Source organism: Paenibacillus piscarius, assembly GCF_022234545.1.
In the GTDB taxonomy this organism is placed as follows: Bacteria; Bacillota; Bacilli; order Paenibacillales; family Paenibacillaceae; genus Paenibacillus_AQ; species Paenibacillus_AQ piscarius.
Genome location: NZ_JAIEUI010000003.1, coordinates 187,703 through 205,916, shown reverse-complemented (window position 1 = coordinate 205,916; position 18,214 = coordinate 187,703). Strand labels below are relative to the sequence as shown.

19 protein-coding genes are annotated in these 18,214 nt (G+C 54.8%); 5 read left to right on the top strand and 14 right to left on the bottom strand.

Annotated elements, in window-relative coordinates; translation table 11 throughout:
• The first annotated feature begins 92 nt into the window (after positions 1 to 92).
• On the top strand, positions 93 to 647 hold the full coding sequence (locus K1558_RS06930; protein ID WP_238650664.1) for a DUF4352 domain-containing protein: 555 nt from the start codon (positions 93 to 95) through the stop codon (positions 645 to 647).
• Positions 648 to 772: 125 nt separating this feature from the next.
• Here the strand turns inward: K1558_RS06930 and K1558_RS06925 are convergent, their stop codons facing one another.
• The 5 genes from K1558_RS06925 to K1558_RS06905 all read right to left on the bottom strand — a co-directional run bounded on the left by K1558_RS06925 (position 773) and on the right by K1558_RS06905 (position 4,994).
• Positions 773 to 1,318: a hypothetical protein gene (locus tag K1558_RS06925; RefSeq protein WP_238650663.1), complete on the bottom strand. Its 546-nt coding sequence runs from the start codon at positions 1,316 to 1,318 to the stop codon at positions 773 to 775.
• A 15-nt stretch (positions 1,319 to 1,333) separates the two neighbouring features.
• The gene (locus K1558_RS06920) at positions 1,334 to 2,218 is read right to left on the bottom strand and encodes a DegV family protein (RefSeq protein WP_238650662.1); all 885 of its coding nucleotides are present in this window, start codon (positions 2,216 to 2,218) and stop codon (positions 1,334 to 1,336) included.
• Positions 2,219 to 2,518: 300 nt separating this feature from the next.
• On the bottom strand, positions 2,519 to 2,686 hold the full coding sequence (locus K1558_RS06915) for a sigma factor (RefSeq protein ID WP_238650661.1): 168 nt from the start codon (positions 2,684 to 2,686) through the stop codon (positions 2,519 to 2,521).
• Between the two features lie 148 nt (positions 2,687 to 2,834).
• Positions 2,835 to 3,851, bottom strand: coding sequence for a S66 family peptidase (locus K1558_RS06910; protein WP_238650660.1), 1,017 nt, complete (start codon positions 3,849 to 3,851; stop codon positions 2,835 to 2,837).
• A gap of 108 nt (positions 3,852 to 3,959) precedes the next feature.
• Entirely contained in the window at positions 3,960 to 4,994 is a 1,035-nt protein-coding gene (locus K1558_RS06905; protein ID WP_238650659.1) for an AI-2E family transporter, read from the bottom strand.
• Between the two features lie 212 nt (positions 4,995 to 5,206).
• Here K1558_RS06905 and K1558_RS06900 point away from each other — a divergent pair, with 212 nt between their 5' ends.
• Positions 5,207 to 6,052, top strand: coding sequence for an SDR family oxidoreductase (locus K1558_RS06900; protein WP_238650658.1), 846 nt, complete (start codon positions 5,207 to 5,209; stop codon positions 6,050 to 6,052).
• 68 nt (positions 6,053 to 6,120) lie between these two features.
• Here K1558_RS06900 and K1558_RS06895 read toward each other — a convergent pair whose 3' ends face one another.
• The 8 genes from K1558_RS06895 to K1558_RS06860 all read right to left on the bottom strand — a co-directional run bounded on the left by K1558_RS06895 (position 6,121) and on the right by K1558_RS06860 (position 12,775).
• Positions 6,121 to 6,567: a hypothetical protein gene (locus tag K1558_RS06895; RefSeq protein ID WP_238650657.1), complete on the bottom strand. Its 447-nt coding sequence runs from the start codon at positions 6,565 to 6,567 to the stop codon at positions 6,121 to 6,123.
• Between the two features lie 26 nt (positions 6,568 to 6,593).
• On the bottom strand, positions 6,594 to 7,511 hold the full coding sequence (locus K1558_RS06890; protein ID WP_238650656.1) for an ABC transporter ATP-binding protein: 918 nt from the start codon (positions 7,509 to 7,511) through the stop codon (positions 6,594 to 6,596).
• On the bottom strand, positions 7,508 to 8,518 hold the full coding sequence (locus K1558_RS06885; protein ID WP_238650655.1) for an ABC transporter ATP-binding protein: 1,011 nt from the start codon (positions 8,516 to 8,518) through the stop codon (positions 7,508 to 7,510). The genes K1558_RS06890 and K1558_RS06885 overlap by 4 nt, the downstream gene beginning before the upstream one ends.
• Positions 8,519 to 8,532: 14 nt before the next feature.
• Positions 8,533 to 9,378, bottom strand: a complete 846-nt coding sequence (locus K1558_RS06880; protein ID WP_238650654.1) for an ABC transporter permease — start codon at positions 9,376 to 9,378, stop codon at positions 8,533 to 8,535.
• Positions 9,379 to 9,382: 4 nt separating this feature from the next.
• On the bottom strand, positions 9,383 to 10,333 hold the full coding sequence (locus K1558_RS06875) for an ABC transporter permease (protein WP_238650653.1): 951 nt from the start codon (positions 10,331 to 10,333) through the stop codon (positions 9,383 to 9,385).
• Positions 10,334 to 10,417: 84 nt separating this feature from the next.
• A complete protein-coding gene (locus tag K1558_RS06870; RefSeq protein WP_238650652.1) occupies positions 10,418 to 12,037 on the bottom strand; it encodes an ABC transporter substrate-binding protein in 1,620 nt (539 codons plus the stop codon).
• Between the two features lie 97 nt (positions 12,038 to 12,134).
• Entirely contained in the window at positions 12,135 to 12,560 is a 426-nt protein-coding gene (locus K1558_RS06865; RefSeq protein WP_238650651.1) for a peptidylprolyl isomerase, read from the bottom strand.
• On the bottom strand, positions 12,557 to 12,775 hold the full coding sequence (locus K1558_RS06860) for a hypothetical protein (RefSeq protein WP_238650650.1): 219 nt from the start codon (positions 12,773 to 12,775) through the stop codon (positions 12,557 to 12,559). The genes K1558_RS06865 and K1558_RS06860 overlap by 4 nt, the downstream gene beginning before the upstream one ends.
• 228 nt (positions 12,776 to 13,003) lie before the next feature.
• On the opposite strand from K1558_RS06860, the gene K1558_RS06855 reads away from it, so the two are divergent.
• The 3 genes from K1558_RS06855 (at position 13,004) to K1558_RS06845 (ending at position 15,437) form a co-directional block, all read left to right on the top strand.
• Positions 13,004 to 14,725 carry a glycosyltransferase gene (locus K1558_RS06855; protein ID WP_238650649.1) on the top strand — a complete coding sequence of 574 codons (1,722 nt, stop codon included), beginning with the start codon at positions 13,004 to 13,006 and terminating at the stop codon, positions 14,723 to 14,725.
• Between the two features lie 206 nt (positions 14,726 to 14,931).
• A complete protein-coding gene (locus tag K1558_RS06850) occupies positions 14,932 to 15,273 on the top strand; it encodes a sigma factor-like helix-turn-helix DNA-binding protein (RefSeq protein WP_238650648.1) in 342 nt (113 codons plus the stop codon).
• Positions 15,216 to 15,437 carry a hypothetical protein gene (locus K1558_RS06845; RefSeq protein WP_238650647.1) on the top strand — a complete coding sequence of 74 codons (222 nt, stop codon included), beginning with the start codon at positions 15,216 to 15,218 and terminating at the stop codon, positions 15,435 to 15,437. Before K1558_RS06850 ends, K1558_RS06845 begins: the two co-directional genes overlap by 58 nt.
• A 77-nt stretch (positions 15,438 to 15,514) precedes the next feature.
• Here K1558_RS06845 and clpB read toward each other — a convergent pair whose 3' ends face one another.
• On the bottom strand, positions 15,515 to 18,157 hold the full coding sequence (gene clpB, locus K1558_RS06840; RefSeq protein ID WP_238650646.1) for an ATP-dependent chaperone ClpB: 2,643 nt from the start codon (positions 18,155 to 18,157) through the stop codon (positions 15,515 to 15,517).
• Between the last annotated feature and the right edge of the window lie 57 nt (positions 18,158 to 18,214).

The window sequence follows — 18,214 nt, the reverse complement described above, 5'->3', positions numbered from 1 at the left end:
AAAGTCCAAATACATATAAAGAATCTTCTGTAAATTCCGATATATTGAGAGTACAACAAGATGGTACAAATTACCTACTGGGAGGGCTTTACTTGAAGAAGTTTTTTAAACTGGGGTGTCTGGGCTTTATCGCTTTAATTGTATTAGTCATTGTCATAGGTTATATGGGTTCAGACAAGGATAGTTCAAGCAATACCACAGCAAACTCTACAGAAAAAAAGGAATCCTCGAAGAAAGAAGAAAAGAAACTTGCAAAAAAGGGAGAAGAGCTGCAAGTAGGCGATGTTGTCTTTAAGGTAAACAAAGTGAATACTACAAAGAAAATTAAAGATGGAGATTTCTTGTCCTATGAACCTGACTCTGATGGAAGCATCTTCCTCGTTGTAAATGTAACGGTTAAAAATGCTGGTAAGAAGATGATTACCACAGATTCGTCTTTCTTTCAGCTTCTAAAGGATGAAGTTTCATATAATCCATCAACTCTACTTACTACTTCCGGGGACTACTTTTTATATGAGGGAATCAATCCTGGATTGGCTAAGACAGGTAATATAGTATTTGAAATTCCAGAGGATATGACTGGCTTTATTTTGAATGTCCAGACTGGGATCTGGGGAACCGAGCAAGGCCAGATTGAATTGAAATAAAACAAACCTCAAAGAGCAGCGGTTCTCCAATCACTTGGGATCCCTGCTCTTTTTTGATGCGAGGGCTTGCAGATGTATCGGGTCCATATTCGGTTCGTTGACTTAGCACAGACGCTAAGGCGCTGTCACCTTGATCTCCGGTACCTCTCAACCGTCTCATCACTCCAGATATGCGCTTCGACGTACCGCTCGGGACCGTATTTTCCGTCATTGTTCCAATTCTGCGGTAACCCGTACTTGTCAATGATGCTCACAATCTCGGGATAGGTATACAGGGTGCGCCTGTACTCTTTGCCATCGTTAACTAGCAGGCTGAAGGTCGGCATGGAGTCCCCATAAGTGAAGGAGACTGTATTCACATCGAACTCTTCAATCGGAATCTTGAGACAAGCGCTGTTCTCGTACCACGTGCTTAGCCACGGACTATGTTCAACTACCATATAATGCGGGGAGGAACGGTGGACCAGACCACCCTTACGTATAAATTCCGCCCGGATGATGCTCTCGCAGTTCCGTCGGTATTCCACATACTTATCATGTCTTTGCGCGCTCTGAGCCCTGGGCTTGGTCTGCTTAATCATCTCCAGCACAGCCCTCGCCTGATCGCCCGGCAAATCGGATATACTGACAAACGGCCCCACAGCTGCATCATAATAATGATATAAGAACATCGTTCCGCTCCTTTTCTAGAGCACAAATTCCAGCACTTCATCCTCAGTGTCAATACTGTTCAGGGCCGTACGGTTAATCCAAGACAGCGCCAGAGTTCCCTCGCCCATATGAGCGCCTACCACCGGAACAAAGGTCATAATCTCTGTACGCACCGAAGGGGACATGGCCTTAATGGCCCACTCCAGGCTCAGCGCCTCTTCTTTATTGTTGGCGTGCATAATACATACATCCTGGAAACGGCCGATCTCCTCCTGGATGGTCTCCAGCAGCTTTTGCTTCGTCTTTTTAAAGGTGCGGATTTTATCAACGACGACAATTTTGCCCTCATCGAACCTCAGAAGCAGATGAATCCGCATCAGCTGGCCCAGCAGGAACTGAGAGCCGGAGAGCCGTCCGCTGCGGTGCAGCTGGCTCAGGCTGGCAGGGATGATATAGAAGGACATTTCCCCGATTATATTATCAATTCTGTTCTTGATCTCTTGTGCAGAGCAGCCTGCCTGCTGCCAGTGAATACCGCGCAGCAGCATCTCACGGATGGGGTAAGCGCCTACTTTGGAATCGATACCTATTACGTTCACTCCAGCAATATCTGCTGCCTGCATTGAGGTGTTGAAGGTTCCGCTAAGCTCGGAGGAGCAGTGGATGGCGATAATCTCGTCATACTGTTCCTTCAGACGCTCGTATAATTCCACGAACTCGCCAATCGGCGGCTGGGAGCTGCCTACCTTGTCATGCTGCCGCATTTTGTCATAGAACTGATCGGCGTTAATATCTATATTCTCTCTATAGCATTCATTATTGACGATTAGACGAAGGGGAACGATATACACGTGGTTATTCTTGGCGAATTCATAGTCAATGGTGCTGGTACTGTCAGTTACCCAGGCGATGGATTTCATAGTCACTACTCTCTTTCGTGAGGGAATCACTGCTCAGGAATCGGCAGCTATGGCTGTCTGTATATTCATAAATTATACAGGATGCCAGCCATGCATAGGGCAATTCTTGAATAATCCCAACACTTTTTTTCAACTAAATTCGACATAAATTCACATTATATATGACGAATATACCTGTTTCAGAGCGGACTGCTTATGGTATGAGAAACGAAGGATTCAATCCTTAATTGGATAAAAAAGGAGAACCGCCCTCATCTAGTCCCGCCGCTCAAACTGAGCCTCCACGGCGATCTGGCACAACTAAACGCTGATCTTGCAGTTGCCTTTGAACTGGTCGATATTCTTCACTGCCCTGGCGAAGGTTTCCTGCGTGATCTCCTCGGCCATCTGCTGGTCCCGGCTTAGAGACAAAGCAAACAAATATACGTCCTGAAAATATTGCTTGTAGATGTGCTCCACATCGCCCACTTGTTCACCACCTTACCTCTATAAGACCCGTTCGCGAACGTTTCGTTACAAAAAAAGATAAAAACTTGGTGAGAACGTGCATGGTACATTAGATTTACTGCCGGTACAGTTCATGAATCACTCAGGCAATGATGCTGCTACGGCACCCTCACGCCCGGAAAACCTGCTTCACCGTCCCTTTCCCTTCGCTGACCTCCACCTCTGCATAGGCTCCATTGATCAAAGTAACCTGCGGCGGCTGGTGGCCGCAATCGATGTCGTAGGCCACCGGGAGGCCCAGCTCATCCGCCAGCTCCTGATAGACATCCTCTACGGTGTAGCCTTCCATAGGGCGGTTCGCCGCACTGCGGCCGAACATCAGGCCGCTGCAATGCTCAAACCAGCCGGCCAGCTTCATATGCACCAGGGAGCGGCGCAGATCGGCGACCGACAGCTCGCAGTTCTCCAGATACCACAGAATGGGCTCGTTGTTGATATAGTGCTGCTGGAAGTGCCGGACATCTCCGTAGGGCGTACCGATCAGATGCCGGATGACGTCAATGCATCCGCCCAGCAGGCGGCCCTGCATCGTCACTTTCTGATCTCCCACCGTCTTCCAGACCGTCTGCTCTGTAAGGTTGAACACATGGGGCGAAGACTCACCTGTTCCCCATTCCTGCTGATACTGCTGCGAGGATTGCTGAAGAACAGTCCCGCCGCTTGGCGTAGATAATACCTTGTCCCACATGGCCGTAGTCGGATCGGTCTCTTCACCCCGCAGATCAATGAAGTTCGTGCCGTGAGCCGTAGCGATGCCTGTCTTCAGCGTAACGGCCAGCAGCAGCACACTGATGTCGGAATAACCGAGAATCCATTTGCACTTCATTTCCGCAAAATCCACCTGCTCCATGATCTCGATCAGCAGCTCTCCGCCCCAGGGAGGGACCACCAGTCCGATGCGCTCATCGGCCATCATCGCGTTGAACTCAGCCGCACGGACGGCGGCCGGAGCGGATTTGGCCTTTTCCTGTGTCCACGCTGTGGATCCGCATTCGACGCCATACCCTCTTTTTTGCAGCCGTTCTACAGCCAGCTTCAGCAGTTCATGCAGCTCCTGCGGAACACCTGATGAGGGTGCAGTTACGCCAATGACGGCTCCCTTTTCTAATACCGGATATTTGATCATGCTGTTACCCCCTACTTGAATGTTAAAAAAGGCGATACCCGAACCTTCAGCAGGTTGAATATCACCTCTATACGTACCTATTGCTTGCAGATCATATGGCCCTCTGTATCACTCCAGCGAAGACTTATTGTCCCGGCTAATCTCCAGAATGTCCAGGAAGAAGACGAAGATCGGAATGCCGAGAATCAGTCCCCAGACCCCGATATAATGCTCGGAGAACAACAGCACTACGAGCGTGTAGAACATCGGCAGGTTCATTTTGGAGGACATCAGCTTCGGATTAAGGAAGTAGCCTTCTATGACATGAAGCAGGGCAATCATCACCAGAATGTTGATCGTCATCATCAGTCCGCCCGTGTTATAGCCGATGATGCAGAGCGGAATCAGCGAAATGACGAAGCCGACGACCGGAATCAGACTGAGCATGAAGATCATAATGGAGAGGGCAAAGAGATACGGGAACGGCTCGAAAAAGAAGCCAAGCACCCACAGTCCGACTACGGTAAATAAAGTATTGAAGAGCGCAATCAGGATCTGTGCTTCAATTACCTTACCGAAGGAGGAGATGAACTTTCTGCCGAAATATTCAAGCTCTACGTAGAACCAGGAAATCTTGCTGTCTCTCAGGCGGGAGGTGAAGCTGACAATTCTATTCTTCTCCAGAATGAAGACAAGGCTCAGGATGGTAGACAGGACGAAGGTAGTTCCCCAGTTGCTGATTTTGAACACATATTCAATTCCCTGATTCAAATAGCTCTGGTAGTTGAGTTCCCGGACCTTCTGGAACAGGTACTGCATAATCTCATTCTGCGGAATATCATCGGCGGTCAGCGTGCCGAGAAAAGTGGTTAACTGCTTGATCTGCGAGAATACCTTGGGCATGTATTTGACGAGTGCCATGACGATCATGCTGATCAGCGCCACGTACAGTATGATGATGATGACCTTGCTGTTCACCTTCACGAACTTGCTGATCCGTCTGCTCAGCAGCACCTGAAAGCTGTTCATCACGTAAGCGATCAGGAACGTCAGCAACACCAGATTCAGCATATCCCTGATACTGTAGAGCAGCAGTCCAATCAGTCCCAATATCAGGAAGCGCCGGACCGTTACATTTGCAAAATACCGCTTGATTACATCCATTGTTTCCTTGTTCCTCTCCATTCGCGGGCAATTCGGATTTTTTATTTACAGTGTACCGTACCGAAAACAATTATAGCAACTTCAATGCCCCGCTGTGACCGCGAAAATATAAACTTTCATTTATCTTGCCTCAATATCTACTTAGATATGCTATAATGTGGGCGAAATTAGACAATGAATGGAAATGAATAAGAAATGGAGGCTGAATGAATATGTCTATTTCACAAGTAATCTGTATCACCGGAGCCTCCTCAGGCATCGGCCTCGCCACCGCGTTGAAGTTCGCGCACGAGGGGTGGACCGTCTACGCCGGAACCCGTCATCTGACGCGTGATCAGGAGCTGTACCGCGGGGTGGAGCATCTGCATTTTGCCGAAATGGAGGTTACCGATCCGGACAGTATTCAGCGGGTCATCAGCCGGATTGAACACGAGCAGGGCCGGCTGGATGTATTATTCGCCAACGCCGGGTACGGCTACCTTAGAGCGCTCGGGCAAGCACCGTTTCCAGAGATTCAGGAGGTCTTCGATACCAATGTCTACGGAGTGATGCATACCATCCGTACGGCACTTCCGCTGCTGCGGAAGACCGGATATGGCCATATTGTGGCCACCTCCAGTGTCGGCGGGCTGGTCGGACAGCCGATGAACGAGATCTACTGCGCCAGCAAATTCGCGGTGGAGGGGCTGCTGGAGAGTCTCGCCACCTATTACAAGCCGCAATTCAATATCGATATCACCCTGCTGGAACCGGGGGCGATCGCCACGGAGTTCAATTCAACCGTAATGGGGCATGTCGCCAGTACCGGCGGTGTGCTGGAAGACGAGTACAAGCCGATTCTGGATGCCTATAGAGCAGCCTTCCTGGAGCGCAATGTGGAGCCGCAGACGGCAGAATCGGTCGCGGAGGTGATGTGGGAGCTGGTACGGCAGGAGACCAAGCCGCTGCGCCTGCGCACCTCGGAGCGGGCCGAAGCCTTCGTGGCCCGCAAGGTCAGCACGGACCCAACCGGGCTGGAGGGTGTGCTTAGCACCCGCCGAATTCAGTTGAATATGTAGATGCGGGCTTATCCGGCGGGAGCGGCAGGCTGCGATGACCGCAGCCGCCGCTTCCCGTTCCCCGGATGTTACCGCTGAACCGGTTCAATTGTATAGACCTTGGCATTGCCGTCAGCCGCTGATCCGCCGGTGATCTGCCAGCCGAAGGACAGCACGCCCAGCAGAAGGCTATACTCATCCTCCGTCAACTCTGCCTCCACAGCCTCCCGGCCCTCTTCCAGCTCCAGCTTCGCTTCAATTCCCAGTGCAACATCAATCCAGCTGCGGATGCCGCGGATGGTATTGTATTTGATCTGGTAGCCGTCCAGCACAGCCCGGCGGAACAGCTCCGGCTGTTCATCTGCAAGGGCAGCCAGCTGCCCGTAATCGAACTCGTATTTACTCTCATCCACCGGAAGGTCCCCTCCGGTTACTCTATGCAGCAGATCCTGGTCTGACCAGCCCTGCGAACGCAGCGATTCCAGCAGCAGGGCATCCCACTGCGACAGCTTGACCTTGCTCTTCGTTTCTGTCATTGGTGTATCCTCCCTTGTCGTATAAGTCAATTGCCATAGTCCCCGGCCACATAATGTCCAGGACTCACTTCCCGCAGCACTGCGGCCTCCTCGCTCCCGCGCCCTGCCGCGTAAGTCTCCAATTGTATCCTCTGGCTGGCCTTTAGCGGGTCAGTCTCCAGAATGGACGACAGCAGCGCCTTAGTGTACGGATGCAGCGGATTGTCATACAGCTCGTCACTCTCTGCCACCTCCACCAGGCGGCCCCCGTACATCACGCCGATCCGGTCCGAAATGTGCCGGACCATGGAGAGATCATGGGCGATGAACAGATAGGTCAGCCCGAACTCGGCTTGCAGATCCTCCAGCATATTAACAACCTGAGCCTGCACAGAGACATCCAGCGCCGAGATCGGCTCGTCGCACACCACGAATTCAGGGCGTACCGACAAGGCTCTGGCAATGGAGATCCGCTGGCGCTGGCCGCCGCTGAACTCATGGGGGAAGCGGTACAGATGCTCCCGCTTCAGCCCCACCTTCTCCAGCAGCTCTGCCACCGCCTCCTTGCGCTCTTCGCCCCGGTAGAGACCGTGAATTCTCATCGGCTCGCTGATCAGCTCCAGCACATTCAGGCTGGGATTCAGTGAGGAATACGGGTCCTGAAAGATCGACTGAATCTGCCTGCGGAAGGGCTTCAGCCCTTTCTCGCCCAGCTTGCCAAGCGGCTTCCCGTCATAGAACACCTCACCGTCCGTATAATCATACAGCCGGAGCAGGCAGCGGCCGACCGTGGACTTGCCGCTCCCCGATTCGCCGACCAGACCGAAGGTCTCGCCCTGGCGGATCTGGAAGCTGACCCCGTCCACGGCCTTAAGTACACTCTTATCCCGTCCGCGTAGATCCTTCCCCTTGGGAAAATGCTTCTTCAGATTGTTAACCTCTACCAGCACCTTGTTCTCGCTCAAGTGAAATCCCTCCCTGCGGCGGCGGCCGCCTGCTCTTCCAGGCCTCCGGCCAGCCAGCACATCGACCGGTGGCCCGGAGCAAGCTCGGTCACCGGCGGACGTTCATTGCAGCGGGCGAAGGCGTGCGGACAACGGTCGATGAACGGGCAGCCGGGCGGCGGATCAAGCAGGTCCGGCGGCGAGCCCTCAATCGGTATCAGCCGCTCCCGGGTGCCGCCGCCTCGCTTCGGAATCGAACGAAGCAGACCTTGGGTATAGGGATGACTAGGCCGGTAAAAGATATCCTGCACCGTGCCCTCCTCCATTACCAATCCGCCGTACATCACGATGACCCGCGTGCAGACCTGGGCTACGACGCCGAGATCATGCGTGATCAGCGCGACCGCCGTATCTTCCCTCTCCTTCAGCTCCTTGAACAGATCGAGGATCTGCGCCTGGATGGTCGCATCCAGCGCTGTGGTCGGCTCATCGGCAATCAGCAGCTCCGGCTGGCAGGAGAGCGCCATCGCGATCATCACCCGCTGGCGCATCCCTCCGCTGAACTCATGCGGATATTGCTTCAGGCGCTGCTCCGGGTCGCGGATGCCCACCTGGCGGAGCAGCTCTGCTGCTTCGGTATATGCCGCCGCTTTATCCAGTCCCCGGTGTCTGCGGATGACCTCCGTTAATTGCTGGCCGATGCGCTTGACCGGATTCAGTGAGGTCATCGGGTCCTGGAAGACCATCGCGATCCGGTTGCCGCGCAAAGAGCGCCACTGCTTCTCTGTCAGCCCCTTCAGGCTTGCGCCGCGAAATTCCAGCTTCCCGGCCGTCATACGGCCCGGCGGCGTAATCAGGGACATGATGGCCTTGGCGGTAACGCTTTTGCCGCTCCCGGATTCTCCGACAATGCCCACCGTCTCACCGGCATCGATATGGAAGCTAACCCCGCGGACAGCCTGATTCTCCCCGTCCCGGGTAGCGAAGGATACCTGCAGATCTTCAACGCTCAGCAGCCGTTCTGTCATGATGTTCCACTCTCCTATCTCCGGATCAGCTTTGGTTCAAAGCCGACCCGCACAATATCTCCCAGCACATTGAAGCTCAGAACGGTCAACAGGATCATCAGCCCGGGGAACAGCGCCAGATAAGGGGCCTGGGCAATATACCCCTGCGCACTGTTCAGCATACTGCCCCACGTCGCATTCGGCGGCTGCACCCCGAAGCCGAGGAAGCTGAGCGATGATTCCATCATAATGGCGGACGCAATATTATTCGTTGCCCCTACGATAATTACCGGGACCAGTCCCGGGAGGATATGCCGCCAGATCATGCCGAAGGCACTCTGCCCGGAGGCTCTCGCGTACAGCACATATTCCCGTTCCTTAATCGTCAGCGTCTCCGCACGGACGACACGGGCCACATTCATCCACATCAAGAGAGCAATAATAATGATCAGATTGCCGATGCTCGGCTTCAGGTAGACGCTGAGCAGCAGCAGGATCAGGAAGGACGGAATCGACATGATAATATCCAGCATCCGCATCAGCAGATTATCAATCCAGCCGCCGAAATATCCGCTGATTACCCCAACCAGCACGCCCACCAAGGTCGCTACGACCATGGAGGCGAACCCGACCAGCAGCGAGACCCGGCCTCCGTATAACGCTCTGGACAGATAATCGCGGCCGTAATCGTCAGTGCCGAACAGATGCGCGGCGCCGGGCTTTGTCAGGCGTGCCATCGCATCCATGGCATTCGGATCGTGACCGGACAGGAAGGCAAAGACCGCCCCCAGCGTGAACACCGTCAATATGACAAGAGCAGCGACACCCAGACCGTTCGTAAACAGCTCGGACTGCAGGTTTTTCCATTTACTGCGATTCATGAGGTCACCCCTTCAGTTTGATTCTTGGATCAACAACGCTGTAGAGAATATCTGCCACCAGATTACCGAAGATCAGCATCAAGGAAGAGAACAGGGTAATTCCCATAATGACAGGATAGTCCATCCCCTTCACCGCCGTCATCCCCAGGGAGCCAATCCCCGGCCAGGAGAATACCGTCTCCGTAACAATCGCACCTGCCACCAGATCCCCCATCGACATACCGATCAGCGTGATCACCGGCAGCAGCACATGCTTCAGCACATGCCGGAACAGAATAGTAGATTTCTTCGAGCCAAAAGCATACTGGATCTGCACGTACTCCTCCTTGAGCTGTCCGATCGTGCTGGAGCGGATATAGCGCACATACCCGGACAGGAAGCTGAAGGCCAGCACTGTACAAGGCAAGATCCCGTGCTTCAGCACATCCAGCGGCGATTCCACACCAATGGTGCGCATCCCCATGCTTGGAAGCAGGTGCAGCTTGATCGCGAACATATACATCAGCAGGATCGCCAGCCAGAATAAGGGGATAGAGATGCCGATATAAGCGATAAAATTGATCAGCTTGTCTACCCAGCGGTTGCGGTTCGCACCGGCCACGAGGCCTAGCGGAATGGCCAGCAGGACAGCCAGGGCAATGGCGCTGCCCATCAGACCCGCAGTTGCGGGCAGGCGGTCCAGAATCTGATCCAGCACCGGCTGGTGATTAACCAGCGAGTACCCGAAATTGCCCTGGACCATCTCCTTGATCCAGATGAAATATTGGATATAAGCCGGCTTATCCAGCCCCAGATTATGACGGATGCGCTCAATATCATCAGCATGCATATTGGGCGTCACGAATGACAGCACCGGATCTCCCGGAGCCAGCTTAATCATAGTAAAACAGACCACCGATACGAAAAACAGCATCGGCAATGTTTGCAGCAACCTTCGGACGATGAGTTGTCTCATACGCAGCTTCTCCCAGCTCTTAACAGGCAAAAATAAGCTGGGGGACCAGCTTATTTGTTTGCCTTGCTTATTTTGTGAGGCAGATTATTTCTTGTAAATCTTGGACAGGTCTTCGAAGATGACAACAGGCTTCAGCACCGCTTCATCAATACCGCCGTAGTTCTTCGATACCGCTACCACAGTCTTAGTATAGGCGATAGGATAGATCGGTGCATCCTCGGCTACCAGCTCCTGCGCTTTCTTGTAGATCTCTGCACGCTTGGCCGGATCGGCTTCGCCTGCACCGTCGTTCATCAGCTTGTCAACTTCACTGTTGGAATAATGCGAGTAATTGGAAGAGCTGTCCGTGGTGAACAGGATACGGTACGCATCCGGGTCATAGCCCATGATATAGCCGGTCAGTGCCAGCTCGTAGTCAGTGGCCTTCAGATCAATGAATTTCTGCACCCAGGCCGAGGAATCCATGTTCTGCAGTTCAACCTCCACGCCGATTGCCTTCAGCTTCTGCTGTACATACAGCGAGATGGCTTCCTGCGCCTTGTTACCGCTCTGTACGATGTACCGGAGCTTCAGGTTGCTCTCACCGGCAGCGGCCAGCAGTTCCTTCGCCTTGGCGGCATCATTGTCAAAGCTGGTTACATCATTCGTGAAATACAGCGCATCCGGGGTCAGGAAAGACTTGGCCGGATCAGCATATTCATTGGAGGTATAGGCCGTCTGAATCAGTTCATCGCGGCTGAGCGCCAGGGACAGGGCTTGACGGACTTCTTTCTTAGCGAGGGCGCCGGTATCGCTGTTCGCATTGAACATCAGATAGGCGAGGCGGCCTTCGCTGTATGGCAGAATCTCGAAATTATTCGTCGCTTGAATCGTAGGGACATCCTTAGGGTCCAGATACTGCACATTGATCTCGCCGTTCTGCAGAGCCAGATTCGCAGCATTGGTATCTTTGGCAATCCGGTAGGTGACCGAATCCAGATGCGGCTTGCCGCCGAAGTAATTGTCGAAGCGTTCCAGCGTCAGATATTCGCCTGCCTTGTATTCCTTGAATTTGAAAGGACCTGAGCCGACAGGAGAAGCATTCTTCGTGCTCTTCTCAATATTGGTCTCATTCTCGTAAATATGCTTCGGAATCGGGAATACCTGAACCAGTGTGGCTTCAAAAGCCGGGCTCACCTGCGGGAGCTTGAACTCCACCGTCAGATCATCAACCTTGACGGCCTTGATGGCCTTGTCGCCGATCAGGAAGTTGGCCCGCAGGAAGCTGTTCTGCTTCTCGTCCAGAATGCTGTCGATGGTGAATACCACATCATCCGCCGTCAGCTTCTCTCCATCATGCCAGGTCAGTCCATCCTTAAGCTTCAAGGTATATGTCAGATTATCGCTTGACGGTGTCAGACTGTCTGCCAGGTAGAAGGTCTTCTTGCCGTTGTTCACCTGGAACAGCGGAGCATATAGCGCCTGGTCAATCGTCAGGCTGACACGGTCACCCGCATAGTTCGGATTCAGTACTACAGGATCGGAGGCGACCCCTATGATCAGATTTCCGCCATCCTTCGGCTCGCCGGCCGCAGGCTGCTGTGTTCCCTCCGCTGAGGTACCGGCGGTGGCACCCGGGGATGCCGCATTGTTTCCGTTACCGCAAGCACTGATCATTAATGTTAACAAAATAAGTATGACGACCCCTGATATCCCTTTACGCATTGTTTCTCTCCTCCATGTCTATAAGCGCTCTCGCTTGTTGTTGAGTTATTATATATCGGAATACTAGGAATTACAATGTATGAATTTCCCATGGTCCTTACCAGACATGGACCTCCTTCATCCTGTCCCCGCGACGTAAGGCATCGACATGCTCCATTCCTTCCGTAACCCGGCCGAATACCGTATGCCAGCCGTCCAGGTAATCGAAGGTATCATAGCAGATGAAGAACTGGCAGGAGCCCGTGCCCGGCCCGAAATGCGCCATCGACAATGCGCCGCGCACATGCTTATGGGGATTCCCCTGTGTCTCGCAGGGAATAGGGGCCGTACCGCCTCTGCCGGTTCCGTCCGGACAGCCGCCCTGGGCGACGAAGCCGCGGACCACACGCTGAAAGGCCAGGCCGTTATAAAAGCCGCTGTTCGCCAGCTTCTCAAAATTAGCTACCGTTCCCGGAGCCTCTTGCTCGAACAATTCCAGCCGGACCTCTTGTCCCCGTTCCAATCTGATCAAAGCCTGCTTCATGGGGTCTCCTCCTCAGCCATGATGTCAGAATGTTCCTGCACCCTAATATGGACTGCCGTCTTGGCTGGATGTGCAGGCGCATACATTTCCTCCACATCCTCATCTAACAGCGGCCGGAGCTCTCCGGCCTTCGTATGCAGGAACACCTCGGCACGCGGATTCATCGCAAGAAGCAAATTGATTAGCTGCTGTACTTTTAACGGTTGCTTGTCCACTCTCTCACTCCTGTCTGCCCTTCGGGTCTTCATCTATATTAGCGGTATTGTACAACAGCCCCCGGACAGACATCAATAGATTCTCTCGATGAGGGCGGCTTATTATTTCGTGAAAATAGGGGAAGTACGGTACTTCTCTGAATATATTGAATATATATAATAAATACCAATTATTTGAAAATCCAAGGGGATGTTTGACTATGCTGAGCTTATTCTGGAGTGCCTGCTATGACTGAGAAGCGTACCCGGGTGCTGCTGGGCAGCCCGGTCCATCAGAAACCGGCCATTCTGGAGCAATTCCTGAATGCTCTGACGTGCCTGAATCTGGAATCTATTGAACTCGATTTCTATCTGATTGATGATAACAAGGACGAAGCCGCAAGCCTGCTGCTCCGGCAGTTCGCAGAGAGCGGCAGATCTGTCTTCCTGCAGGCCTCCGGTTATAATGACGACTATATTCGTGATGAGAATACTCATATCTGGCACTCCAATCTGGTCTGGAAGGTAGCCGGGTTCAAGAATCTGATGATCCGGCGGGCGGAGGCCTTCGGCTATGACTATCTGTTCCTGATCGACTCGGACCTGATTCTCCAGCCGGATACCCTGCGGCATCTGATCGGCACAGGCAAGGATATCATCTCGGAGATCTTCTGGACCCAGTGGCAGCCCGATACTCTGCTGCAGCCGCAGGTGTGGATGCATGACGAATACAATCAGTGGGAGATCCTGCCCGGAGAGCAGCCCTCGCCGGAAGAGATCCGGCGCCGCTTCCTCGCCTTCCTGATGAAGCTGCAGCAGCCGGGAATCTATGAGGTTGGGGGGCTGGGTGCCTGCACTCTGATCAGCAGCCGGGCCATAGCGTCAGGCATCAGCTACGACAGGGTGCGCAATATTTCCTACTGGGGAGAAGACCGCCATTTCTGTATCCGGGCCGCAGCGCTCGGTATTCCGCTCTTCGTCGACACCCACTTCCCGGCGCTGCATCTCTACAGGGACAGCGACCTGAAGCTGGTGGAGGAGTTCGTTCAGCGGACCTCGGGTACGGCGGACGGAGAGGGCCCGGAGGCAGCAGTTGCGGAAACCCGGATGGAGACAGCAGAGCCCGCTGATAAAAGAGTCCAGGAAGCCGCTGACCAGTGGGATACGCTGTGGACGGAGGCCGAAGCGCGGCAACGTCTAACCAAGGAGCCGCTGCCTGCAGATACAGGCGGCGAAGCTGAGCCAGCCGCAGCTCCCGCAGGAGAGGCTGAACGCAGGCCCAAGCTGACGCTCACGATGATCGTCAAGAACGAAGCCTCAAGATTCCTGAGGCAGATTCTGGAGGAACACTGCAAATACATTGATGAGGCCGTCATTATCGATGACGGCAGCACAGATGACACGGCTGAATTATGCCGTGAGGTGCTTAAGGGCATTCCGCTTCATCTGATTCAGAATCCGGTCTCCCGCTTCAGCAATGAATCGGAGCTTCGCAGACAGCAGTGGGAGGCGGTGGTTGCAACCCGTCCGGAGTGGATTCTGAATCTGGACGGGGATGAAGTCTTTGAAGCCCGCTTCGCCGAAGAGGTGGACTCCCTGCTGAGAACGGACACCTGCGATTTGTTCTGCTTCCGGCTCTACGACTTCTGGGATGAAGATAAGTACCGGGAGGATATGTACTGGCAAGCCCACCACAGCTACCGCCCGTTCCTGATCCGCTACCGCGAAGACTTCACCTACCTCTGGAATGACCTGCCGCAGCACTGTGGACGCCTGCCGGAGAATATCTTCGAGCTGCCCCATCAGTTAAGCAATCTGCGGCTGAAGCATCTCGGCTGGTCGAAGCCGGAATTCCGGCTGGAGAAATACCTGCGCTATATGGTGCTGGACCCGGACGGCCGTTACGGCTGGAAGGAGCAATACCAGTCCATTATGGACCAGCATCCCCGTCTGGTACCTTGGAGCGAATAGGCAGCCAGCAGCGGGAATGCCTATGAATCTCAAACCGCAGACTTGTAAGAAGCCCGGATAACGGGCTTCTTTTTTTGCCTATTACTGTAGGTCTGCTGTCAAATATGCTAAAATAACAGAACATAAGTTCGTATTTAGGTTGTAAATGGTTACCCAATATTTCCCTATAATTAGAAAGTTGTATATCGAATAGGAGGCATATCCGCATGGAACAGCAAATGATTCAGCGCTACCGCAAGGAAATCTACCGGATCGGCTGGCGCTTACAATACCGGAGCAAGCGGACCCGCAGGCACGAGTGCACCTTCATGGATATCCGCCCCGCCCAGCGGGATGAAGCGGAGGATATGATCAACCGGTTGTCAGTTGAGCAATTACTGGATACACTGCCTGCCAAAGGGAAGGTCATTCTGCAGAAGATCTATCTGCAGGAGATGACGGAGGCTGAGGTTGCCGCTCAGCTGCATATGAGTCAACAGGGGGTAAACAAATGGAAGCAAAAGATGCTCCGGCAGCTGTCACAGACAGCCAGTTCGCAGAGCTTCTGACAGCAGCAAGACAGAAGCAGCCGGAGGCGATGCTGCGGATTATCGAGCTGTTTCAGGAGGACATCGAAATGGTCAGCAAGCATATCCTCATTTCCCGGGAGGATGCCATATCCCATATCGTTACCGAGATTCTGGCCTTCATCCAGGTGGAGGAAAACACATGAACAAGCGGGCAACGCCTGACTACCTGTGGCGTTGCCCGCTCTGATTGGCGGGTGGCCCTGAGCGGCAGGGTCACCTTTTATTCGGCTGTAACGGTCTCCGCAGCTTCCTGCTTGGCGATGCTGACCGTCAGCTCTCTACCCGCTTCGTCGACGGTCATCACAGAGCCTTCCGCAGCTTCTCCGGCAATCAGCGCGCGGGCGACCCGCGTCTCCAGGCTGCGCTGAATGAACCGCTTCAGCGGCCGGGCGCCGTACACGGAATCGAAGCCTTCCTCGGCAATGAAGCGGACGGCCCGGCCGCTGAGGACCAGCCCGATGTTCCGCTCAGCCAGACGCAGACGCAGGCCGTCTACCAGCTTCACGACTATTCTCTCCGTCTCCTTCATAGTCAGCGGCTTGAACATCACGATATCATCCACCCGGTTGAGGAACTCCGGCCGGAAATGAGCGCTTAGCTCCTTCATCACCCGGTCCTTAACGGCTTCTGTCAGATCGCCGTTGTCGTCGGTGCCCTGAATGAGATGCGGCGAGCCGATGTTGGAGGTCATGATCACAATAGTGTTCTTGAAGTCCACCATCCTGCCCTGCGAATCGGTGAGCCGCCCGTCATCCAGCAGCTGCAGCAGAATATTGAATACATCCGGGTGAGCCTTCTCCACCTCATCAAGCAGGACCACTGTATACGGCTGGCGGCGCACTGCTTCCGTCAGCTGGCCGCCCTCTTCATAGCCGACATATCCCGGAGGAGCGCCCACGAGCCGCGAGACACTGTGCTTCTCCATGTACTCCGACATATCAATACGGATCATGCCGTCCTCGCGGTCGAACAGCGAGACCGCCAGCGCCTTGGCCAGCTCGGTCTTCCCTACCCCGGTCGGCCCCAGGAACAGGAACGAGCCGATGGGGCGGTTCGGGTCCTTAATCCCGGCTCTGGCCCGAAGCACGGCATCCGCCACCAGCCGGACGGCCTCATCCTGGCCAACCACCCGTTCATGCAGCGTATCCTCCAGCCGCAGCAGCTTATCCCGCTCTCCCTCAACAAGCCTGCTGACCGGAACACCGGTCCAGCGCGAGACAATATCGGCGATCTCCTCCTCGGTCACGGCCTCACGCAGCAGCCGGGTCTCCTGGTCCTGCTGCGCCGCCTCCTCCGCCGCCTTCAGCTGGCGCTCCAGATCGGGGATGATCCCGTAGCTCAGCTCGGCGGACTTGTTGAGATCGTAGACCTCCTGGGCATCGACCAGATCCTTGCGGGCCTGCTCCAGCCGCTTCTTGAGGTCGCGGATGCCCTGAATGGCCGACTTCTCCTTCTCCCAGCGGACGGTCATACCCAGATGCTTCTCCTTCAGATCAGCCAGCTCCCGCTGGAGGCTCTCCAGGCGGCGGGCGCTTGCGTCGTCGGTTTCTTTTTTGAGCGCGGCTTCCTCAATCTCCATCTGCATCAGACGGCGGGTCACCTCGTCCATCTCACCGGGCATGGAATCAATCTCCGTGCGGATCATCGCGCAGGCTTCATCCACCAGGTCAATCGCCTTATCCGGCAGGAAGCGGTCGGTGATGTAGCGGTTCGACAATACCCCGGCGGCGACCAGGGCGCTGTCGTGGATTTTGACCCCGTGATGCACCTCGAAGCGTTCCTTCAGCCCGCGCAGGATCGAGACCGTATCCTCGACATCCGGCTCGCTGACCAGCACCTGCTGGAAGCGGCGTTCGAGCGCCGGGTCCTTCTCGATATATTTGCGGTATTCGTCCAGCGTGGTCGCCCCGATGCAGTGCAGCTCGCCCCGGGCCAGCATCGGCTTCAGCATGTTGCCCGCATCCATCGCTCCCTCAGTCTTGCCCGCACCGACAATCGTGTGCAGCTCATCGATGAACAGAATAATCCGCCCGTCGCTCTCGCGGATCTCCTTCAGCACCGCCTGCAGCCGCTCCTCGAACTCCCCGCGGTACTTCGCTCCGGCAATCAGCGCACTCATATCCAGCGAGAAAATCGTCTTATCCTTCAGCCCCTCCGGCACATCCCGGCGGACAATCCGGTGGGCCAGCCCTTCGACAATCGCTGTCTTGCCGACGCCCGGCTCCCCGATCAGGACTGGGTTATTCTTGGTTTTGCGGGAGAGGATACGGATGACCCGACGTATCTCGGCATCGCGGCCGATCACCGGATCGACCTTGCCGGCGCGCACCTCCGCCACCAGATCGCGGCCGTACTTCTCGAGCACCTCGTAGGTAGCCTCCGGCTCCCGGCTGGTCACCCGCTGATGGCCGCGGATGTCAGCCAGCACCTCCAGCAGCTTCTCCCGGGTGATGCCCCGGCTGGTGAACAGCCCGCGCAGCTCGCGGTTCCCGCTGCCGGAATCGGAGACCATTGCCAGGACAGCGTGCTCCACGGCCACGAATTCGTCCTGCATCTTGGCCGCTTCCTGCTCGGCCTGCTCCAGCATGGCAACCAGCGCAGGCGAGGCGTAGCGGCGCATCGTGCCCGCTCCGCTTCCGCTTACACTCGGCTTGCGCTGCAGCAGCGCATCCGCCCCCTGCAGCAGCCCCTCTGCAGGAATATTCATCTTCTGCAGCAGCCGGGGCAGCAAGCCTTCATGCTGCTGGAGCAGCGCCTTCAGCAGATGGAGATTGTCGATCTCCTGATGCCCGGCAGAGGCTGCCAGCGACTGCGCCTCGGCCACAGCTTCCTGCAGCTTCTGGGTCAGCTTGTTGAAATCCATAGTATCATCGCCTCTCAATGGGAGTGTTATATGTGATGCCGGTCAACCGGCCTTATA

Bases quoted from the DNA above. Each gene is read 5' to 3' on its own strand.
- K1558_RS06895 (WP_238650657.1), bottom strand. From the start codon at position 6,567: ATGACAGAAACGAAGAGCAAGGTCAAGCTGTCGCAGTGGGATGCCCTG.
- K1558_RS06850 (WP_238650648.1), top strand. From the start codon at position 14,932: ATGGAACAGCAAATGATTCAGCGCTACCGCAAGGAAATCTACCGGATC.
- K1558_RS06900 (WP_238650658.1), top strand. From the start codon at position 5,207: ATGTCTATTTCACAAGTAATCTGTATCACCGGAGCCTCCTCAGGCATC.
- K1558_RS06885 (WP_238650655.1), bottom strand. From the start codon at position 8,518: ATGACAGAACGGCTGCTGAGCGTTGAAGATCTGCAGGTATCCTTCGCT.
- K1558_RS06920 (WP_238650662.1), bottom strand. From the start codon at position 2,218: ATGAAATCCATCGCCTGGGTAACTGACAGTACCAGCACCATTGACTAT.
- K1558_RS06855 (WP_238650649.1), top strand. From the start codon at position 13,004: ATGACTGAGAAGCGTACCCGGGTGCTGCTGGGCAGCCCGGTCCATCAG.
- clpB (WP_238650646.1), bottom strand. From the start codon at position 18,157: ATGGATTTCAACAAGCTGACCCAGAAGCTGCAGGAAGCTGTGGCCGAG.
- K1558_RS06870 (WP_238650652.1), bottom strand. From the start codon at position 12,037: ATGCGTAAAGGGATATCAGGGGTCGTCATACTTATTTTGTTAACATTA.
- K1558_RS06880 (WP_238650654.1), bottom strand. From the start codon at position 9,378: ATGAATCGCAGTAAATGGAAAAACCTGCAGTCCGAGCTGTTTACGAAC.
- K1558_RS06925 (WP_238650663.1), bottom strand. From the start codon at position 1,318: ATGTTCTTATATCATTATTATGATGCAGCTGTGGGGCCGTTTGTCAGT.
- K1558_RS06910 (WP_238650660.1), bottom strand. From the start codon at position 3,851: ATGATCAAATATCCGGTATTAGAAAAGGGAGCCGTCATTGGCGTAACT.
- K1558_RS06865 (WP_238650651.1), bottom strand. From the start codon at position 12,560: ATGAAGCAGGCTTTGATCAGATTGGAACGGGGACAAGAGGTCCGGCTG.
- K1558_RS06845 (WP_238650647.1), top strand. From the start codon at position 15,216: ATGGAAGCAAAAGATGCTCCGGCAGCTGTCACAGACAGCCAGTTCGCA.
- K1558_RS06905 (WP_238650659.1), bottom strand. From the start codon at position 4,994: ATGGATGTAATCAAGCGGTATTTTGCAAATGTAACGGTCCGGCGCTTC.
- K1558_RS06875 (WP_238650653.1), bottom strand. From the start codon at position 10,333: ATGAGACAACTCATCGTCCGAAGGTTGCTGCAAACATTGCCGATGCTG.